This window comes from Tenacibaculum sp. MAR_2009_124 (assembly GCF_900105455.1).
Taxonomy (GTDB): Bacteria; Bacteroidota; Bacteroidia; order Flavobacteriales; family Flavobacteriaceae; genus Polaribacter.
Window position 1 is genome coordinate 670184 of the sequence record NZ_FNSF01000001.1, and the last position, 21715, is coordinate 691898.

At 30.4% G+C, this 21715-nt stretch carries 16 protein-coding genes; 11 read left to right on the forward strand and 5 right to left on the reverse strand.

All coding sequences use genetic code 11. The features are described from left to right. Nucleotides 1-46: 46 nt before the first annotated feature. Genes BLW23_RS02085 through BLW23_RS02095 form a run of 3 tightly spaced genes read right to left on the reverse strand, consistent with a single transcriptional unit; the run spans nt 47 to nt 6764 of the window. Nucleotides 47-3301 (reverse strand): S41 family peptidase, encoded by a 3255-nt coding sequence (locus BLW23_RS02085; protein ID WP_093667588.1) that lies wholly within the window; start codon nt 3299-3301, stop codon nt 47-49. Nucleotides 3302-3358: 57 nt separating this feature from the next. Next, entirely contained in the window at nt 3359-5062 is a 1704-nt protein-coding gene (locus BLW23_RS02090; RefSeq protein ID WP_093667589.1) for a helix-turn-helix domain-containing protein, read from the reverse strand. Continuing rightward, nucleotides 5052-6764: a helix-turn-helix domain-containing protein gene (locus BLW23_RS02095; protein ID WP_093667590.1), complete on the reverse strand. Its 1713-nt coding sequence runs from the start codon at nt 6762-6764 to the stop codon at nt 5052-5054. The genes BLW23_RS02090 and BLW23_RS02095 overlap by 11 nt, the downstream gene beginning before the upstream one ends. A 581-nt stretch (nt 6765-7345) precedes the next feature. On the opposite strand from BLW23_RS02095, the gene BLW23_RS02100 reads away from it, so the two are divergent. The 6 genes from BLW23_RS02100 to BLW23_RS02125 all read left to right on the forward strand — a co-directional run bounded on the left by BLW23_RS02100 (nt 7346) and on the right by BLW23_RS02125 (nt 12025). Further along, on the forward strand, nt 7346-7783 hold the full coding sequence (locus tag BLW23_RS02100) for a hypothetical protein (protein ID WP_093667591.1): 438 nt from the start codon (nt 7346-7348) through the stop codon (nt 7781-7783). Next, nucleotides 7773-7982 (forward strand): helix-turn-helix transcriptional regulator, encoded by a 210-nt coding sequence (locus tag BLW23_RS02105; protein ID WP_093667592.1) that lies wholly within the window; start codon nt 7773-7775, stop codon nt 7980-7982. The genes BLW23_RS02100 and BLW23_RS02105 overlap by 11 nt, the downstream gene beginning before the upstream one ends. Nucleotides 7983-8118: 136 nt before the next feature. Beyond that, a complete protein-coding gene (locus BLW23_RS02110; RefSeq protein ID WP_093667593.1) occupies nt 8119-8964 on the forward strand; it encodes a transketolase in 846 nt (281 codons plus the stop codon). Between the two features lie 378 nt (nt 8965-9342). Then, entirely contained in the window at nt 9343-10473 is a 1131-nt protein-coding gene (gene bshA, locus BLW23_RS02115) for an N-acetyl-alpha-D-glucosaminyl L-malate synthase BshA (RefSeq protein WP_093668419.1), read from the forward strand. Nucleotides 10474-10485: 12 nt separating this feature from the next. Beyond that, nucleotides 10486-11064: a sigma factor gene (locus BLW23_RS02120; RefSeq protein WP_093667594.1), complete on the forward strand. Its 579-nt coding sequence runs from the start codon at nt 10486-10488 to the stop codon at nt 11062-11064. A gap of 49 nt (nt 11065-11113) precedes the next feature. Beyond that, nucleotides 11114-12025, forward strand: coding sequence for a sterol desaturase family protein (locus tag BLW23_RS02125; protein WP_093667595.1), 912 nt, complete (start codon nt 11114-11116; stop codon nt 12023-12025). Nucleotides 12026-12086: 61 nt separating this feature from the next. On the opposite strand, the gene aroB is transcribed toward BLW23_RS02125, so the two are convergent. After that, nucleotides 12087-13145 (reverse strand): 3-dehydroquinate synthase, encoded by a 1059-nt coding sequence (aroB, locus tag BLW23_RS02130; protein ID WP_093667596.1) that lies wholly within the window; start codon nt 13143-13145, stop codon nt 12087-12089. Nucleotides 13146-13248: 103 nt separating this feature from the next. Between aroB and BLW23_RS02135 the strand changes: the two genes are divergently transcribed. The 3 genes from BLW23_RS02135 (at nt 13249) to typA (ending at nt 16610) form a co-directional block, all read left to right on the forward strand. Then, nucleotides 13249-14412, forward strand: a complete 1164-nt coding sequence (locus tag BLW23_RS02135; protein ID WP_093667597.1) for a proline dehydrogenase family protein — start codon at nt 13249-13251, stop codon at nt 14410-14412. Continuing rightward, a complete protein-coding gene (locus tag BLW23_RS02140) occupies nt 14412-14720 on the forward strand; it encodes an LETM1 domain-containing protein (RefSeq protein WP_093667598.1) in 309 nt (102 codons plus the stop codon). Before BLW23_RS02135 ends, BLW23_RS02140 begins: the two co-directional genes overlap by 1 nt. A gap of 117 nt (nt 14721-14837) precedes the next feature. Further along, on the forward strand, nt 14838-16610 hold the full coding sequence (typA, locus tag BLW23_RS02145) for a translational GTPase TypA (protein WP_093667599.1): 1773 nt from the start codon (nt 14838-14840) through the stop codon (nt 16608-16610). A 130-nt stretch (nt 16611-16740) separates the two neighbouring features. On the opposite strand, the gene BLW23_RS02150 is transcribed toward typA, so the two are convergent. Then, a complete protein-coding gene (locus tag BLW23_RS02150; RefSeq protein WP_093667600.1) occupies nt 16741-17772 on the reverse strand; it encodes a DUF4476 domain-containing protein in 1032 nt (343 codons plus the stop codon). Nucleotides 17773-18424: 652 nt separating this feature from the next. Here BLW23_RS02150 and BLW23_RS02155 point away from each other — a divergent pair. Both BLW23_RS02155 and BLW23_RS02160 read left to right on the forward strand, forming a co-directional pair. After that, a complete protein-coding gene (locus BLW23_RS02155; protein ID WP_093667601.1) occupies nt 18425-19960 on the forward strand; it encodes a hypothetical protein in 1536 nt (511 codons plus the stop codon). Between the two features lie 192 nt (nt 19961-20152). Then, a complete protein-coding gene (locus BLW23_RS02160; protein ID WP_176829733.1) occupies nt 20153-21697 on the forward strand; it encodes a tetratricopeptide repeat protein in 1545 nt (514 codons plus the stop codon). The last annotated feature ends 18 nt before the right edge of the window (nt 21698-21715 follow it).

Here is a 21715-nt window from a genome sequence, read left to right on the forward strand (position 1 = left end):
AAGTATACCATACTTTAACCTTTTTTAGTTCCTTTATACAAAGAAGTTACTTAACATCTTTAAGCATTTCAGATACAGATCGTTCTAATTGTTGATCGCGACCGTTATCTATAATACCAGGCATGTTTTTTACTTTAATCATAGGCATCGTTTGGTTGTTTTCCATCCATCTTCCTGATTTATCCTTAGCACTCACAGGTACAACTCCCCAGTAACTTCCATCAGCTAAACCTTCCCATCCAGCAAAACTACAGGTACCAGGTACCGGCATACCTACAGTTTTTCCAATTTTAAGATCTGTATATCCGGCAGCGTAGCAATGTCCGTCTGAATACATGCTTTCATTGAAAATAGACAAAGTAGGTTTTGTCCAGCGCGAAGTAGGTTCTCCTCCAACTACTTTAGCTTCTGTTTCATAAGAAATAAAAGGGACTCCTGTAAAGAACATTGCTAAGTCGGCAACTAAATCACCACCTCCATTAAAACGTGTATCAATAATAATTCCTTTACGCTCAGAGAATTTCCCCATAATGTCTTTATAAATACTTCTGTATGGACCATCACTCATTCCTGGGATATGAACGTATCCTAATTTTCCATTACTTAACTTGTCGACTTCTTTTTCATTAATTTTAACCCATCTTTTATATAGCAAGCTACCTTTTTGACCTAGTGAAATAGGTTTAACAGTTAAAGATTGTTCTTTCTTTGTTTTTGGGTCTTTAATATTAAGCAATACAAATTTTCCTGCTTTTCTATTTAAATATTTAGCTATATCTTCATTTTTATCAATAGTAACACCATCAATTTTTTCAATAATCATTCCAGCTTTAACATTGAAAGATGATTTGTCAAGCGGACCATCTTTAATAATTTCATCTATTAATATTCCATTGTCTTTATGATTATAATTCATGAAAATCCCTAAAGAAGCGGTGGCGTCTGCATTTTTAATACTTGTACGATAACGAGCTCCAGCATGAGATACATTTAATTCACCTAACATTTCAGAAAGCATTTCGGAGAACTCAAAAGAATTACCTATTGATGGCAAGTATTTCTTGTATTCTTTTTTCATTTTATTCCAGTCAGTTCCATGGAAATCTGGATGGTAAAAAATAGCATTGGTTCTTATCCATACATGATTAAACATTGCTACTCTTTCAGCATCAGTATTCAACATCATTTCGCCATTGATTTTTACTGGCTTTTTACTCTTTTTTGCTGGATCAATTTTGGAAATTCTCCCACCACTTAAAAGGTATAAGTTTTTCATTTGTTTATCCCAATGTAGAGAACCAAAATTGGCATTCAATGGCATGACCATTTTAGTTTCTTTTGTACGCAAATTTGTACTCCAAAGATTCATTTTACCTTCAAAACGAGCTAAATAATATAAGATGTCACCTTTTTTAGAAAGAACGGCGTCACCAAGACTAGAAGAATGTATTGTTAATCTTTTTGTTCGGTCTTTCATACTATCCCAATCGAAAGTAAGTGGCTTTACTTCTTTTTTGTCTTTAGCTTTCTTTTTATCTTTTTTCTCATCTTTTTTATCCTTCTTATCGGTGTCTTTTTTCTTAGCCTTCTTTTTCTCCTCAGCTTTAATAGCTTTAATGGCTTCCATTAATTTAAATTCTTCATCACTAAGATTGAATTCATCCCAAGCTTCTTGAGTAAAAAACATGCTATGAACATCACTTTGAGATCGTCCACTAGTAGCATAAGATTTTAACCCATTTCTATTGCTAAACCATAATATTTGCTTTCCTCCATTAACCCATTTAGGATAGTAGTCTCTATAGCCACTTTCAGTTAAGTTTATACGTTTCGTACCATCAGCAGCCATTAATAAGACTTCACTATTGCTTAGTGTTTTACTCCATCCAACTAATAACCATTTACTATCTGGGCTCCAGGTAAAATACTTATCTCCATCACTCATATGAAATAAATCTTTAGGAGTTAATAAGGTTACTTGTTTTTTAGTTTTTAAGTCCATTATCTTTAATGTACGCCTTCCTTCAACAAAAGCTACTTTAGAACTATCAGGAGAGAACTCAGGTAAATAATTATCAAGTTTGTTTTCTATAACAGGAGATTCTTTTACCAAAGTAGAAGCAAAAAAGAAAGGTTCTTCTTTTCTTACTTTTTCCGTTTTATAAATACTCCATTTTCCATTTCTTTCACTACTATATACTACCGATTTTCCATCAGGAGTCCAAGTTACAAAACGCTCTCTTTCTGGAGTATTAGTTAGTCGTTTGGTGAAAGATTCATTAACAGAAGTAACAAATACTTCACCTCTAGAAATAAAGGCAATTTCTTTTCCATTTGGAGATATTGCCATTTCATTCACACCTCCATTGATAGATACGAATTTATCACTATTATCCTTGTCTTGCGTTCTTATAATAACCTTCACTTTTGAAGGTTTTTCACCTTCTTTCATTGTATATAACTCACCATCATACCCAAAACTTAAGATACCATTACCGATGCTTAAGAAACGTACTGGATGTAATTTGAAGTTTGTAATTTGAAGATCTTGATTAGGATTATTAATATTCATTTTATGAACATTAAATGTTCCACTTTTCTCACTTAAATAGTACATGCTTTTTTCATCTTCGGAGAAAAAAGGATGTCTATCTTCTCCAGCAAAAGAAGTAATCATTTTGTGAGTATTGTTTTTGACGTCATACTTCCATATGTCTCTGGTAATTGATGATTTATGATGCTTACGCCACTCGTTTTCACCACCTTTTTTGTCGTGATACAACATCGTGTTACCATTCTTAGAAACTTGAACATATTCAGCAGGTACCGTAAGTAGTTGACTAATTCGTCCTGCAGTTACAGGTACGCTATATAATTCTGGTTGCGATCTTGCTGGGTATTGTCGATGTTTTACTTGGTCTTGGCGTTGTGCTCCAAAAATTACATCTTGGTTATTCGCTGAAAAAGAAAAGGGAATTTCATCGTTAGAATGAAATGTTAATCTTTTCGCTTCACCACCTCTGGCGTCCATAACGTAGATGTCGAAATTACCATAGCGATTAGAAGAAAATGCGATATTTTTACTGTCTTTGCTCCAAATAGCTTTATAATCGTGTGCTTTATGAAAAGTTAATTGAACCGCATTTCCGCCACTTGAAGAAACCTTATATAGGTCACCTTTGTATGTAAAAACAATCTCTTTTCCATCTGGCGATATAGAGGAATGTCTTAACCAATTGGGAGCTCCTTGAGAGAAGAGTTGCAATGTTAAAAATGTAAGTAGTAATGATAGGTGTTTCATTTGATTAATTTTTTCTGCAATCTACTAAATCGTAATACCTAATTCTGTTAATTTAAGTTAAAAAGAAGAAGGAGCTTTTTTCTTCAATTCCTTAATAAAATATGAAGGTCTTAGTTCAGTGTACTTATAAAAAGCTTTCGAAAAAGATTCTGCTTTATTAAATCCAACTTCGTTAGCAATAGCTTTAATGGTATACTTTTTCCAGAGCTCATTGCTTTTCAATTGCTCAACACAATATTCAATACGAAGTTTATTAATATAGTTTGAAAAAGAAGTATGTTTATGGTAATTGATCACCTTTGATAAGTAGCTGGCATTGGTGTCAAATTTCGAAGCTAAATATTGAAGATTGAGATCTATATTAATAAATTCGTTACTTTCTTCAAATTTTTTCAGTTGCTCAAGAATAGAGGCGACAATACTTTCGGAAAGCTCAAGTTTTGGTTTGGACTCTTCTTTAGTAGAAGGATGGATTGTTTTCAGATCGTCTTTCTGTTTACTTATTAGAGTTTGAAAACGTTTTTTATAAATGCTGTTTTTTCGAATTTGATAGCTGATTAATGCTAATAGTAAGGCTAATAATGAAGTGAAAATAATTTTGTTTCTTTTTGATTTTGATTCTAATTCTTCTACAATTCGTTTTCTTTCCGCTAATAGATTGGGGATATCAAATTCATTAGTAAAGGTTTCTTGGATTTTGTTTTTTTCTGTCAGTTCAAACTCTTTTAAATCCAAAAGCTTGTTTACATAATGAAGTTGTTTTTCTAAGTTACCTTGGTTTTTATAATGGTTGGAGAGAAAAGAAAAAGAATATTTTAATGAGGAGCTTTTTATTTTCCTCTGATTGTAAATAGAGTCAGCTTTCAAATGAAACTCTAGCGCTTTATTTAGAGTGTTAGTTTGTTTAAAGGATCTGCCTAATTTGGTGAAAAGTAGAATTAAAATGGGATAGTTCTCATCAGATGAGATATATGGGATTGATTGGATATAACTATCTATTGAACTTAAATATTTTTTTGTTTCGAACAGAATTTCTCCTTCAGTAAAAAAAGTATAACCATAAGCAATAGTGTCATTAAGAGACTGAAATAACTTAGAGGCTTTTTTATTATAAAATAGCGCGGAATCGAATTTCGAAATTTTTTTATATGTCAAAGAAATGTTTAATGCGACATATTTTAATTCATTATTGACGTTAGGACCTTGATAAGCTTTATCAAGATATTTTTCGACTCTTAAAAAAGACGATATAGAAGATTTATAATCACCTACTTTTGATTTTGCTAAACCATGATACATAGTTTTTAAAATGTTTAAGCTATCGTTTTTAAATGACCGTAAGACTTTATCTATTTTTACTAGTTCTTGAGTCATTAGGTTTACTTTGTTTTTTTGATAGAAGAATCGTAATTTATTCAGATGGATTGCCACAGGGAAATTTTTATTGGGTTTTACACTATAAACCTTGATTAAGGAGTCACAAAAATTCAAATAAATAGCATCGTTATTTTTGATGTCTGCCAAATAATATTTACTCCAAATAATTTCCATTGTATCTTTTTCCTTTAAAGCTTTGAGGTATTTTGCGTTAGCATATAATATAGCCTTTAAAGTATCAGGTTTACTTTCATAAAATAGATCTTCTAATTCTTGAAAACTTTTGGAAGCTAAAGAATCTGCTAAAACTGAATTTTGCCCTTTTAATGTTGGTATCGTGTAAGCGAAAATGGCAGTAAAAAAAAGTACAATGCTATGTTTCATTCGAGATATTACTTGTTTGTGTTTTTTTCAATTCCTTAATAAAATAAGAAGGTCTTAGTTCAGTGTACTTAAAAAAAGCTTTCGAAAAAGACTCTGCTTTATTAAATCCGACTTCGTTGGCAATAGCTTTAATGGTATACCTTCTCCAGAGCTCATTGTTTTTCAATTGCTCAACACAATATTCAATACGAAGTTTATTAATATAGTTTGAAAAAGAAGTATGTTTATGGTAGTTGATCACCTTTGATAAGTAGCTGGCATTGGTATCAAATTTCGAAGCTAAATATTGAAGATTGAGATCTATATTAATAAACTCGTTACTTTCTTCAAATTTTTTCAGTTGCTCAAGAATAAAGGCGACAATACTTTCGGAAAGCTCAAGTTTTGGTTTGGACTCTTCTTTAGTAGAAGGATGGATTGTTTTCAGATTGTCCTTTTGTTTACTTATTAGAGTTTGAAAACGTTTTTTATAAATGTTGTTTTTTCGAATTTGATAGCCGATTAATGCTAATAGTAAGGCTAATAATGAAGTGAAAATAATTTTGTTTCTTTTTGATTTTGCTTCCAATTCTTCTACAATTCTTTTTCTTTCCGCTAATAGATTGGGGATATCAAACTCATCAGTTAAGGTTTGCTGTATTTTGTTTTTTTCCGTCAATCGAAATTCTTTTAACTCCATTAATTTGTTAATATAATGAAGTTGTTTTTCTAAGTTGTTTTGTTTTTTGTAATGTTTAGAAAGAAAAGATAAAGTATATTTAAGTGATTTTACCTTAATTTTTTTTTGATTGTAAATCGAGTCCGATTTCAAATGATAAACCAAAGCATTTCCGAGATCTTCTATTAATTCATATGACTTTCCCACTTCAGAGTAAACAACGCATAAAATTCTGTAATTTTCATCTTCAATAATCCAAGGGATCGATTGTTTATAGCTTTTAATAGAGCTTGAGTGATTGCCAGAATCAAAATAAATTGAGGCTTGGTTGTAAAAAGTGTATCCTAAACTAACAGAATCTTTTAGTTTTCTGTAGATATCTAATGTCTTTCTATTATAATATAGCGCCGAATCGTAATTTTTCAGCTCAATATATGCTGCAGTAAGATTAAGTGGAACCGAAGAGAAATCGTCATTAGCATTAAATTGATTTTTTTGATTTATGTATTTATAAGATTTTTTAAGATAATTGAGAGCCTCATGGTTCTTACCAATAGCAAATTTTGATAAGCCTACATATAAATTCTTAATAGCATTAAGGCTATCGTTGTTAATATTGAGATTATTAATTTGGTTCAATTCGTTTAAAATGAGACTTTTTTTGTTTCTATGGTAGAAGAAACGAGCTTTATGAAGGTGTATAGCCGTAGGGAAATTTTTATTAGGTTTTACACTATAAATTTTGATTAAGGAGTCGCAAAAGTTCAAATAAATAGAATCGTTATTTTTGATGTCTGCCAAATAATATTTACTCCAGAGAATTTGCATGGTATCTTTTTCCTTTAAAGCTTTATAATATTTAGCATTAGCATACATTATAGCCTTTAAAGTATCTGGTTTACTTTCATAAAAAAGATTCTCTAATTCTTCAAAACTTTTAGAAGTTATAGAATCTGTAATAACAGTATTGTGTTGTGAAAAATTATGTTGGTTTAGTAGGAAAAGAAAGGTGATTGTCAATAAAAATCTTGAAAAGAAGCTCATGGGAATAAATTAATCATATCAAAACTACATTTTTTTAAAAACTAATGCTAAAAAATAATAAGTTGATTTTGAGCGGTTTTAATGGGTTGATGAGTCGATATTTATGAAAATCGACTACTATACTTTGTAAAATACCCAAGAAATTAGGTACTTTGAAGTACGTATAAAAGGGTTCACTACATTATATAATAAATGGGAAAATTAATCGAAAAAGAAGTCTAAGTTTCTGAACCCTTTTTTTTATTCTATGAAATTCTCGAAGATACAAGGTTCGAAACTAGAATATTCTAAAAGTTAAAAAAATATAAAGCCTTGCTAAGGACATGACAAAAAACTTCAATTTTATTAAAGTGTTTGTAGTTTGATGATTTTTAGTAAAATCAAAGTTCTTGTGTCACCTCGAGCGGAATTGAGAGGTTTTTCAAAATCCTTATTAATAAGAATTTCTCGACGGCGTTCGATCTGACATTGAAAGTATATTTAATTAATTTTGTCATGTACTAACAACGTTTTGTTATTCTTAAAATGTAAAGCTAACCTTAAGTAAAGTGTACTTTACTTTTTTTAATAGTATTAGGATTATGAAATTATTACCACATCGTTTTAAAAAAATAGGTTTATGTATAAGTCCCATAGGTTTTTTATTATGGATTTTTATGCAAAGAGGACAACTTGAAGCATTTGCAAACTATATTGGATTGACGAATCCAAAAGCTTTAAATACACCGATGGCTATTATTGGTTTTTTCTCTTTTTTGTTTGGAATATATGCAGCAATATTTTCTAAAGAAAGAATAGAAGATGAAATGATTCAAAGTATTCGATTAGAGTCTTTTCAATTTGCCGCTTTAACACAGATAATTTTTATCATTTTTGGATTTATTGGAATAGGAATGAAGGCTCCATCGGAGGCGGGGTTAATGTTGTTTTTTATCGTTATCATTTTCATTTTCTGGCTTATCTATTTAGTTCGATTTAATTATGTTCTTCACTTTAAAAAGGGTAATAATGAAGAATAACCTAAAGCAATACCGTAAAGAAAAAGGGTTTACACAGGAAGGATTTGCAGAACTTCTTGGAGTGTCCCGGCAAACTGTAATTTCAGTTGAATCGGGTCGTTATGTTCCTTCTACCGTATTGTCATTAAAAATGGCAGAGTTCCTAACTCAAAAAGTAGAGGATCTTTTTGAGTTGGAGAGTAGCGATTTTGAAAAATAAAAAAGATTATCTCTGATAAGTGAGATGAATGTACAAAGCTCAATTAGTTTTCGTTAGAAATTCTTTTAAGAAATAAAAAAAGTAATTGCTCATTTTTATTTAAAGAACTACATTTGTCGCATAAAACGTAACACGAATGCCAACAACACAACAACTTCAAGATTTTACACAACAAGTTCGTAGAGATATTGTTCGTATGGTTCATGCCGTAAGTTCAGGTCATCCAGGGGGATCTCTAGGATGTGCAGAGTTTATCTCATGTTTATACCAAGAAATTATGGATTATTCTACCGATTTCAAAATGGACGGTAAGAATGAGGATCTATTTTTCTTGTCGAACGGACATATTTCACCAGTTTACTATAGTGTATTAGCACGTAGTGGTTTCTTTCCTGTGGCTGAATTAGCAACTTTTAGAAAGTTAAATACTCGTTTGCAGGGGCACCCAACAACTCATGAACACTTACCAGGTATTCGCATTGCTTCTGGTTCATTAGGACAGGGAATGAGTGTTGCTATTGGAGCGGCTGAAGCAAAAAAGTTAAACAACGACAATAAAATTATCTATACTCTTCATGGAGATGGAGAATTGCAAGAAGGTCAAATTTGGGAAGCTGCTATGTATGCTTCTGCTAAAAAAGTTGACAATTTAATTGCTACAGTTGATGTAAACGAGAAGCAAATTGATGGTAGTACTGATGAGGTATTGGCAATGGGAAGCTTAAAAGCTAAGTTTGAAGCTTTCGGTTGGGATGTTTTAGAAGTAAAAGAAGGAAACGACGTAGAGGCTATTTTAAAAGGAATAACTGAAGCAAAAGGTCGTACAGGAAAAGGAAAGCCAGTATGTATTTTATTATATACTGAAATGGGTAATGGAATAGATTTTATGATGGGAACTCATGCATGGCATGGTAAAGCTCCTAATGATGATCAATTAGAATCTGCTTTAACTCAAAATCCTGAAACTTTAGGAGATTACTAAAATTATTAGAGAATAAATAAAGTGAACGCTATTGTAATTTACAATAGCGTTTTTTTTATGATTTTTTTTTGAAAATATAAAAGGTATGTCGTAAGTAAAAATGTAAATTTACGTCCATATTGTTCCGTATTATAAGCGAGCGATAGAAACATGATACCAGTTATGATTTGAAGTTAAAGTAATTTCAATAGGTAAATGGTATTATTGACATTAGTGAATAGTTAGTGACAATTGTAAACCTGAGCTTGTTTTAGGTGCTCATTGAAACTTGTTTTTTTGTATAATGAGATTCCGAAATAAATTAGGGATAACGTAAAATTGAAATTATGGCTTGAAACTAACTATAAAAATAAAACCCAATCAATAAAAAATAGTTACATGAGAATAGGTATTGTATGTTATCCTACCTTCGGAGGAAGCGGTGTTATGGCAACTGAATTAGGAATGGCATTAGCAGATAAAGGACATGAAGTACATTTTATAACATACAATCAACCTGTACGACTTGATTTTATTTCGCATCGTTTGCATTTTCATGAAGTGGTTCTTGAAGAATATCCTCTTTTTCAATACCAACCTTATGAACTAGCTCTTTCTAGTAAAATGGTTGAAATCGTTGAAAAACATCAATTGGAAGTTCTTCATGTGCATTACGCAATTCCGCACGCTTACGCGGCTTATATGGCAAAAAAAATGCTATTGGATAAAGGCATTCATGTAAAAGTAGTAACAACTTTGCATGGTACAGATATAACATTAGTAGGAAGTCATCCTACCTACAAAACGGCTGTTGAGTTTAGTATTAATAAATCTGATGAAGTTACGGCTGTTTCTAATAGTTTAAGAGAAGATACTCTTCGTTTATTTAATATTGAAAAAGATATTAAAGTAGTTTACAATTTTATTGATGGAGAAAAGTATAATAAAGAGAAAGAGGAAGAGTGTAAAAGAGGGGCATTGGCGAATCACGATGAACGAATTTTAACGCACATTAGTAATTTCAGACCTGTAAAAAGAACGAACGACGTAATAAAAATATTTTATGAAGTTCAAAAGGAAATACCTTCTAAACTATTGATGGTAGGCGATGGACCGGAAAGGCTAAAAGCAGAAAATTTGGTCAATGAACTAGGAATAGGAGAAAAAGTACTATTTCTTGGGAATAGTGATGAAGTTGCTAAAATTTTATGTTTTTCGGATGTTTTTTTATTGCCATCAGAAACTGAAAGCTTCGGATTGGCAGCATTGGAAGCGATGGCTGCTGGAAACGTGGTTATATCAACAAATTCGGGGGGATTACCAGAAGTCAATATTCACGGTAAAACAGGTTTCTTAAGTAATATTGGAGATGTAAAGGACATGGCAAATAACGCCATAAACATATTAAAGGATGATATAGCTCTTGATGCAATTAAACAGAATGCGATGGAACATACATCGGTATTTTCGTTAGATAATATTTTACCTCAATATGAAAGTATTTATAAAAAATGCTATATTAAGGCATAGAATTTTATAGATATGAGTTTTAATATCGTTTGGAATCAATATAGGAATGAGCTTTTTAATTTTTTGAAATCGAAAATTGAAAATAAATCTTTTGCTGAAGATTTACTGCAAGAAGTAGCCATTAAGTTTTATAAAGAACTTAGCAGAGGAGTCCTTATTGAAAATAAAAGGGCATGGTTATATAAAGTGGCAAATAATCTTATAATTGATTATTACAGAAAGAGAGTTAAACAAGAAAACATTTCTTTTATATATAAGCAAGAATTGGATATAGAAGAAGAACCATGTGTTTGTGAACTATCTGGATTTGTAATTCAAAACTATCTTCCTAAGGAATATGCAGAACCTTTATTTTTAAGTGATATAGAAAAAGTTCCTCAGAAAATAATAGCAAAGCAACTGAATTTGTCATTACCAGCTACAAAATCTAGAATTAAAAGAGCAAGAGTAAAACTAAAAGAATTAATTGAAAGTTGCGTTGACTTGCTTTTTAATAATCAAGGGCAAGTGGTGGATTTTACCTTAAAGAACAGCTGTGAATTACCCACTGAATTAAAACTTGAAATGCAAAAAATGAAAATTAATTTATAGTTTTTGCATCTTTTTGTAGTGAGTTACGTCTTCAATAGAAACAGACGTAATGATCCGAACTAAAATTTTACCAATCCTAGTTGTTCCAGCCCTATTATTCATTGTATCTTTCGTTATCTATTGGGTGATTAGTTTTCAATTTTCGTATGAACTTGGAACCTACTTTATTTTTTTACTTACAACCATCTATATTTTACTTTTTGAAAGAATTATTCCCTTTAATTCTGAGTGGAAAGTAAAAAAAGAATCAACAAAGATTGAAATAAAACATTTTTTGTTTTCTACCGCTATTGTAGATGCATTGACTAATACATTGTCTTTATCGTTGGTACTTTATTTAAAAACTACCGTTTTTGATACTATGATTGATTGGGAAATTCTTCCTTTTTGGATGAGCTTGATATTAGCGGCAGTAATTGGAGAGTTCTTCCCATATGTATATCATCGATATAGTCATATTGGTAATATTACTTCCAAACCAAGTATTTTCTTTTGGAAAATCCATTCAATTCATCACATACCGACAAGTATAAACTGGTTTAAAACCAATTGGATTCATCCTTTAAATACATTTTTTAATGTTGTTTTTAAAATGCTACCATTGTTAATCCTAGGATTCAATGAAGAGATATTGTTTATCATTGGAATTATCAATATCGTTGTAGGATATCTCTCACATGCTAATATCGAAGCGAAAACAGGAATTTTGGATTATATCATCATAACACCTAAGCTTCATCATTTTCATCATAGTATAAAGATGGAAGAAGCAAGAAATTATGGAAATACTCTTCCTTTTTGGGATCTAGTCTTTAACACATATTATAATAGAAAAGGGAGTATTGATAATGTAGGCGTTTCCAAATCAGAATATTTACAGTACCCCGATATCAATAATTATATGAAGCAATTACTTTTTCCCTTTCAAACAAAAGAATGTTGTAAGCTCCGAAAAAGTTAGCAGAGGTAAAGCTTTAAGTATAAAGCAAAAAAAAATCAGGAGTTACTCCTGATTTTTTAATTTATGAATTATAGAATTGCAAACTTTCTTTAATAAGATCATTTGGAACTTTACAGTCAATTTTGAAATTTTCGTAATTCTCTAATAGTACAAAATTAATTTCACCACCTACATTCTTTTTGTCATGTTTCATTAAATCAATAATATAATCGGTATCTTCTTTGTTAATAGAAGTCTTTCCGTAGATAGCAATAATAGCTGATTTAATTTCATGAATATGTTCTTCAGGAAAGTTTAATATTTTTGAAGAAATATAGGCTTCGCATACCATTCCAATCGCAATAGCTTCACCATGAGTAAGGTTTTCTTTAGTTTTACTATCTAGGAAATAAGATTCCACACCATGTCCGATAGTATGTCCCCAGTTTAAAACTTTTCGAATACTTTTTTCTTTGGGATCCTCTAAAACCACTTCATTTTTGATTTCTATCGATCGGTGAATTAAATCGATAATATTAAGGTTAGGATTATCTTTTATCTCATTAAACAAGCGAATGTCGTGAGTCATTCCATATTTAATAATCTCAGCGGTTCCTGATCTAATTTCTCTAGGAGTAACTGTATGCAAATATTCAGGGTCAATAACAATCATTTCGGGATTCGCAAAAACACCTATTTGATTTTTTAAAACACCTAAATCTACGCCTGTTTTACCACCAACTGAAGCATCAACCATACTTAGTAAGGTAGTTGGAATATTAATAAACTCAATACCTCTTTTAAAGGTAGAAGCAACAAAACCACCTAAATCTGTAATAACTCCACCACCTAAGGTAATTAGCAAACTTTTTCTATCCGCTCCAAGCTCAGTCATCGCATTCCAAACTCCAATACAAGTATCCATGTTCTTGTTAATTTCACCAGAGTCAATTTGAATGATTTCAATGGGATTGTCGGTTTGTAACAACTGCATAAACCTGGTATAGCAGTGCTCATAAGTATTCTCATCAACTAAAATAAAAATAGAAGAATATCCTCTGTTTTTAATAATTAAAGCTAATTCATTGTATGCCTTTTCTTCGAAGTGAACTGGGTAAGTTGCTGCCTGAATAGATTTCATTTGTAACGTTTTTCTAAAGACGCAAATTAAATAGAAAAATTTGAAATATATCATACCTTACAACTATATTTGTTGCGGAGATTAATAATAACATTACTTGTTAATGAAACTATTTGACAACACAGAAACAGCGTTTAAATTAAAAACGGACTCTGAATTAGAGAGAGCCTATTTCTTATTTAAGATGATTCAAAACCAGCCAATGGTTCGTATTGGTACAGCAGTAACAAACTTTGCTTTAAAAGCTCATTTACCTGTTGAAGGATTGATCAGAGCCACAGTCTTTGATCATTTTTGTGGAGGAGTAACAGAAGATGATTGTTTACCTAACATCGAAAAGATGTTTGATAAAGGAAATGTTCATAGTGTTTTAGATTATTCTGTGGAAGGTAAGGAAGATGAAGAACAGTTTGATAATGCATTGCAAATGACATTGAAAACAATCAATTTTGCTGCTGAAAAACAATCAATACCTTTTGCCGTTTTTAAGCCAACAGGATTTGGTCGTTTCGCTTTATATCAAAAATTAACTGAGGGTAAGGAGTTAAATGAAGAGGAAAAAGTTGAATGGAATAGAGTATTAGAACGTTTTCATAATGTATGTAAAGCTGCTACGGAGAAAGATGTTCCATTATTAATTGATGCGGAGGAAAGTTGGATGCAAGGAGCTGCCGATGACTTAATCGAAGAGTTAATGGAAGAATACAACAAAGAAAAAGCTGTTGTATTTAATACATTACAAATGTATCGTCATGATAGAATGGAGTATCTAAGATCACTTCACCAAAGAGCGCACCAAAAAGGATACCATATAGGAATGAAGGTGGTACGTGGAGCTTATATGGAAAAAGAAAGAGCAAGAGCAGAAGAAATGGGGTATGAGTCTCCTATTTGCGTTGATAAAAATGCTACTGATGTTAATTATAACGAGGCAGTCGTTTATATGATGGAGCACAAAAATATGGCCATTTTTGCTGGAACTCATAATGAAGATAGCTCATATTTATTAATGGAGCTAGCGAAAAAACATAATATAGCCTCTACAGATAAACGCATGTGGTTTGGTCAATTATACGGAATGAGTGATCACATTAGCTTTAACTTGGCAAGAGAAGAGTACAATGTGGCTAAATATGTTCCTTTCGGACCTGTTAGAGATGTAATGCCTTATTTAATAAGAAGAGCTGAAGAAAATACATCGGTGGCTGGGCAAACTTCTCGTGAGTTAAACTTATTAAAAACCGAGAAAAAAAGGCGTAAGCTGTAATGAATACAGTTGACGAAATAAAGGAAGCAATTAAAAAAAATAAAAAGCGACTAGCTCAAGAACTCAAAGAGAGTAAAGAGCTAGTTCTTTTAGTAAAAAAATCATTTTCTACTTCTTTAACTGATGAAGAAAAAAAGAAAGTGAAAGAGCAAACCTTGGATATTTGCAAAGCAATACCAGCATTTACAGTTTTTATGCTTCCCGGTGGGGCCTTACTTTTACCTTTATTAATTAAGTTAATTCCTGATATTTTACCGAGTGCTTTTAGAGCAGATGACGGTGAATTAAAAGCTGAAGAAGAAGAATAAATGCTAAACTATTTTTAAGTTTATTGAAAGATTACTTTATTTTTTTTATCCGTAATAAAAAAACTTTAATTATTACATAATAATACACTACTTTTGCGCCAAATTTAACGTAGCAAAATGCAATCAATTAGAAACATCGCTATTATAGCACACGTTGATCATGGTAAAACTACCTTGGTTGATAAAATTATAGATCAAGCTAAAATTTTAGATGACCGTAAAGAACGTACAGATTTATTGTTAGATAATAACGATTTGGAACGTGAGAGAGGAATTACAATTCTTTCTAAAAACGTATCTGTAAACTATAAGAACACAAAGATCAATGTAATTGATACACCTGGGCATGCCGATTTTGGTGGAGAAGTAGAGCGTGTATTAAAAATGGCTGATGGTGTTTTATTATTGGTTGATGCTTTTGAGGGACCAATGCCTCAAACTCGTTTTGTTTTAGGGAAAGCCTTAGAATTAGGATTAACACCTATTGTTGTTGTAAACAAAGTTGATAAAGAAAACTGTACACCTGATTTAGTTCATGAAAAAGTGTTTGACTTAATGTTTGCTCTTGACGCAACTGAAGAACAATTAGACTTTAGTACTGTTTATGGTTCTGCAAAGAACAATTGGATGAGTACAGATTGGAAAAATGAAACTGATAATATAGTACCTTTATTAGATGCTGTTTTAGAATCTATTCCTGAAACTAAGTACAATGAAGGAACTCCTCAAATGCAAATTACATCTTTAGATTTTTCTTCTTTTACAGGTAGAATTGCTATCGGACGTATTTTCCGTGGAGATTTAGAAGCTGGTAAAGATTATATGCTTTGTAAAGCTGATGGTTCTACTAAAAAAGTTAGAATTAAAGAATTACATGTATTTGAAGGTATGGGTAAAGTTCAAGTAGACAAAGTTCCTTGTGGAGATATTTGTGCTATTACTGGTATTGAAGGATTTGAAATTGGTGATACTATAGCTGATTTAGAAAGCCCAGAAGCATTACCAAGAACGGAAATTGACCAACCTACAATGAGTATGTTGTTTACAATTAATAACTCTCCTTTCTTTGGAAAGGAAGGTAAATTTGTAACTTCTCGTCACTTACGTGATCGTTTGTTTAAAGAATTAGAAAAGAATTTAGCGTTAAAAGTTGAAACTACTGATTCTGAAGATAAGTTTAACGTTTACGGACGTGGAGTACTACATTTATCAGTATTGATTGAAACAATGCGTCGTGAAGGTTATGAATTACAAGTGGGTAGACCACAAGTAATCATTAAAGAAATAGATGGTAAAAAGCACGAGCCAATGGAAACATTGTCTATTGATGTACCTGAAGAGGTTTCTTCTAAAGCTGTAAATTTAGTTTCTTTGAGAAAAGGAGATTTAATGGTTATGGAGCCTAAAGGAGATTTACAACACTTAGAGTTTACAATTCCTTCTCGTGGATTGATAGGTTTAAGAAATAAAATTTTAACAGCTACTTCAGGACAAGCTATTATTAACCACCGTTTTTCTGAATATGGGCCTTATAAAGGAGATTTTTCAGAAGACGTAAAAGGAGCTATTGTTTCTGCCGCTGCTGGTAAAGCAACTGCATATGCCTTGGACCGTTTACAAGATAGAGGTAAGTTTTTCATTGATATTAATGAAGAGATTTATATAGGACAGGTAATTGGAGAAAACAGCAAAGCTGATGATATGGCTGTAAATTTAATTAAAGGAAAACAATTGACGAACATGCGTAAATCTGGTACAGATGAAGCTATGAAAATTGCTCCAAAAATTGATTTTTCTTTAGAAGAATGTATGGAGTATATTAAAGCTGATGAGTACTTAGAAGTTACTCCAGAAAGCTTACGTATGCGTAAAATTAAATTTGTAAAGTAAATAATACTTTCAAAATAAATAAAAGAGGCTGTCTTGATTTTCAAGATAGCCTCTTTTTTATTGTGGTAAGCATATATAAAACTATTTTAAATATACTTTTTTGTAGGTTTGCCTTCTTTTTAGACTAATCTTAAATTCTATTGCTAAGTAAGAATTCATCAAAATCTCTTTTGTTATTGCTGAAATTTAAAAGATCACGTAATGTATAGAATTTGTTTTTTTCTTCAGAATACTGAAAGCTGTACTTTAAAATATCTAATTTGTTAGTGTCAAAGCTAAATTGGTTTACAATTAATGATAGCTGTGGTAAATCGAAACAGTTTTTGGCGATATGAGCCTTTGCTATATTTATTTTTTCTTTTGAGAACTGTTGATCTTTTATCGTTTTTAAAATATAGTCAAGTTCACTTGGTGAAGTTTTACAGTGCTCAGCAGTATGCAGGGAAACAATTCGCTCTACTTTTTTATTAATAAAACTAACTAATTGCTGTTTTTCAAATTTATTGTCAATTAACTGTTTAACATAAAAGTAGTTTTCAATATCATACGCATAATCTACAGCATAGCTAAGAAAAATAGCACGATTTTGATCACTATCTAAAGTCTGAGTTAATTTCATGATTTCTTCTGTGCTTAAGCATGAATGATATATCGACTTTTTCAATTGACTTAACCTATAGTTTTCGTTCTTTAACTCTTCAATTTTGTGTAGAATTTCCTCGAAAGCATATTGACTAATAGGACGTTCACAGCTGCTTGAGATAACGCCGTTATATGTAAATGGATCAGGGAAGTGGATTTCACTTTCATTCTGCTTATTCATTCCCTCTGTTTCGTGATAGAGCTTTATCGCATAAGAGAATGAGTTAAAGGAATCGTATACCTTAAAAAAGTTCTTTTTATCGATAATGGTTGGGAAAGCTTTTAGACAAACTTTATATTTCATTCTGTCACTTCTAAAGTAGCTGCACATGTCAATAAGGTCAATTACTAAAAGATTATGGTGACTGATATAGTCAATACTCTTGTCGTAGTTATTGTTTTTTACTAGCTCTTTTTTTCTTAGTTCGTTCTTAAAAGATTTATAGTCATCTGTTTTATGTTGAGCGAAGGTTACACTTGAAGCTAAGCAAAATGTTAGTAGGATAGTTTTTAGTTTCATACTGAATAATTTTTTTGATTATATCAGTTCATTTATTCAAAGAGTGTGCCAATGAAAAATATAAAGAAGGGAAAGAATGTTAAAATCAGAATAAATAAAAAAAGTCACCAAAATAATTGCAAGTGTAATATACAAGGGGAAAAACGTGAATTATTATTGGTAACTTTTGTAAAATAAAATATAAATGATAAAGGGGATATCAATTACTGTTTATCAAATGTATTATTAAAAATCTGATTATTTATGATTGTAGTAATTTTGAAGTAGCTGTTTTATCGAGATGGCTATATTTTATTATTTGTAATTAAAGTTGGGTTTGTTTGTAGAAAGTTAAAGTATTGAGTTAAGAATTTAGTTTTTAATGAATGTTTGTTCAAAAATTAATTATCGAAAGGTGTTAAATACTTTAGTATAATAAGTTTACATAATTTAAAATTTATATATTTAAGTACTATGTAGTATGATTGAAGTATTAATTTTTAGTTTTTAATATTTTGAAGAATCTCTCCGTTTGTTAAGCTTAAAAAGCTGTAATATAAGTGAGTATGTTTAAAAAGGATTATATTTGCATGGATTTATAATGAACTTAATAATTGTGCTGGTTGTTTCGTTATTATGAATTTATAGGTGGTATGTAGTATAAATGTTGTATATGTTGGTTTTTAGAGGGCAAATAAAAAATTGGATTTATGTTTTGTTTTTATGCGTTAGTTGTTTTTCTTTTCAAACGTTAAAAAAGGAAAAAGACAAAGGAACTATAGATAAACAAATTGTTAGAGATTATTATAAATATGTTGAGTTAGAGGATAAAGAATTGCTAGATTCCTTGTTATTATATATTAGACGAAATGAGTTAGTCTTTAAACAGGATAGTGTAAATAGTAAAGTGCTCTATTTACAAGGGGTTAATAGTCTTCATCTTATGGTGTATGAAGATGCTGAAGAATTCTACTCGAAATCATACAAATTAGCCAATAAAACAAATGATAACATGTTGATGGGGTTGGTTTATAATGATAGGGGAGTTATATCATCTAAAAGTAGAAGAAATTTTACGAAAGCAGAGGAGCATTATAATAAAGCTATTGAGTATTTTAAAAAAGGGAATCATCTTTTTCAAGAATTAAATACGTACTATAATTTAACAATTTTAGCTAAAAAACAAAGAAACTGTGGAAAGGCTTTAAAATACGCATCGTCGTGTTTATCGTTGGTAAATAAAGTTAGTAACAGAAAAAATTTTTTAAAGATTTTATATGTTATAATTGCCGATTGTAATGTTAAATTAGGTAATTATACAAAGGCAGAGGAGGCATTTGCACTGGCGGATAATTTTATTTTGGAAAGTGATATCGAGAGATCGTTGTTTTATTTAAAGTATGCTAATTATTACGAATTAAAAAATGATTTTTTAAAAGCTAATAACCTTAACAAAAAAGTAATAGCGCTTAGAAATAAAGAGAAAATTGAAAATGAAAAAAGTTTAAAGGAATCGTTTAAGAGAGAGCTAGGACTTCAGGATGAGTTAAAAAAGGATAAGGAGATTATTATTAAATCGCAAAGAAAAATTCTTTATTTAGGTGCATTAATTTTAATAGTATTGTTTATATCATTAATTTTAGTGTATTACTTAGCAAAAAAAAATAAAGAGAGAAGTAAGGAGGTCTCTACATTGAACTTGAGCCTTAAAAGTTTAATCACAGATCTTGAGGGAAAGAATTTAACTCTTGAAAATAATAAAATGGAAATAGAGCATTTACTCAATTTAAATGAGCAAACTTTATTTTCAAAGGTTCTTAAAATTTCAACGTATAATGATTCAATAGAAAAAATTAGAGAAGAGATTGATAATTATGTTGATAATAATACGAATATCCCCGTTTATTTAATGTCATTAAGAAATAAGTTAGAAGCGCTGGTTACTGAGGAAGAATTATGGGAGGATTTTAAAGTGCAATTTGAAAAGATAAGGCCGAATTTCTTCGATAAATTGAAGAAGGTAGCTCCAACCTTATCGGTAAACGATTTAAAACATTGTACGTATATCGTATCAAATTTAAAAAGTAAAGAGGTAGCTCAACTTATAAATGTTTCTCCAAGAAGTGTTGAGACGACCAGATATAGAATTAAAAAGAAAATTGGATTAGAGAGAGAGGATAGTTTATTTGAATTATTAAATGAACTTTAAAACTTTTTAGTACCTCTTAAGTTATACAATTAAAGTGATTTTAATAAATGTTATTAAATCGTTATATTTAATATTGATTATCAAATTTTCAATCTATGTAGTAAATTTGTTATTGCTTTTAACCTTGGTTTTTACTGACTCAAGTATGAGTTAATAGTTGATATTTTATAGCGTGTTTTATTGGTTATGGTTTTGAGTAGAATATTTTCGATTTACCCTTTGTTCTTCATTTTTATAATAAGTTCTTCTTTCTCACAGGAAGAAAAAGAAAACTTTACCATAGAAAATTACCGGCAAAAGATTATTCATATTTTTGATAATTTTAGAGAAACTGAAAATACTTCTGAAATAGAAAGGGTGTTAAAGTTTTTAAAGAAAAATGAGGAGCTTACATTACATGATACTATTAATAGCCGTGTGCTATATTTAAAAGGAGCATATCATGCCTTGTCATTGCACAGGTATGAGGAGGCTGATAAAATACTACAGGAATCTTTTAAATTAGCATCTAAAACAAACAATCGATTACTTCAAGGATGTATATATAATGATAGAGCAGTTTTAGCGAATTATATATATAAAGATTATGAGAAAACTGAAGAGCTTTTTAAAAAGGCAATAGAATGCTTTGAAGGAGAAAATAACAACTATAAATTGATAGAAACCTATTATAATTTAACGGCTAATTCCCATGGGTTTCAAAGATATCAGGAAGCTATTGAATATGCGAATAAGTGTCTTGAGTTAATTGACAGTAATGAAGATTTACTGCTATATTATAAAAGAATATATTATTTGATGGCAGATAGTTATATTAAACTCAATAATTATAAGAAAGCAGAAGGCTATATTAATATTTTAGAAAAAAAACTCGAAAAGAGCAATCTTAAAAATAAAGTACGCACATATGCCTGGTTTTATGAAGCAAGAGCGGATTTAAACGTTACTAAAGGAGAATATAAGCAAGCTGTAGATCATCTTAAAAAATCTATTCTTTCTTGGAGAGAACTGAACAATTCAAACATAAAATCAATTGACAAATCATATGATCGAGAATTGAGTTTGGAAAAAGAACTTAGGAGAGAAAAAGATATTATTATTAAGGACCAAAGAAAAATACTTTTAGTTAGCTTTTTAGCAATAACTCTACTTTTTGGGTTAATATTTCTTCTCATATTCTTTTTTAAAAAAAATAAAAAGAAAAATGATCAAATAACGAAGCTTAATGAAGAGTTAAATAATGTAATAATTGAGTTGAAAGATAATAATATTGACTTACAAGATAAGAAAATAGAAATTGAAAACTTACTCAGGTTAAACGAACAATCGCTCTTTTCACGTGTTTTGAAAATTTCTACTTACAACGATACCATTGGGAAAATAGGGGTAGAAATAGATAATTATATAGATGGGAACCCTTCCGCTTCGGTCTATTTGATGACGGTTAGGAATAAGCTCGATATGTTGATTTCTGAGGATGAGCTATGGGAAGATTTTAAAGTTCAGTTTGAGAAAATTAGACCCGACTTTTTTAGTAAGTTGAAAGAAGTAGCTCCTAATTTATCTATTAATGATTTGAAACATTGCACTTATGTAGTTTCAAATTTAAAGAGTAAAGAAGTAGCGCAATTGATAAATGTATCACCAAGAAGTGTTGAAACAACCAGATATAGGATAAAGAAAAAAATGAACTTAGAAAAAGAAGATAGTCTCTATGCATTATTGTCGAGTTTATAGTGTTTATACTTGATTTTC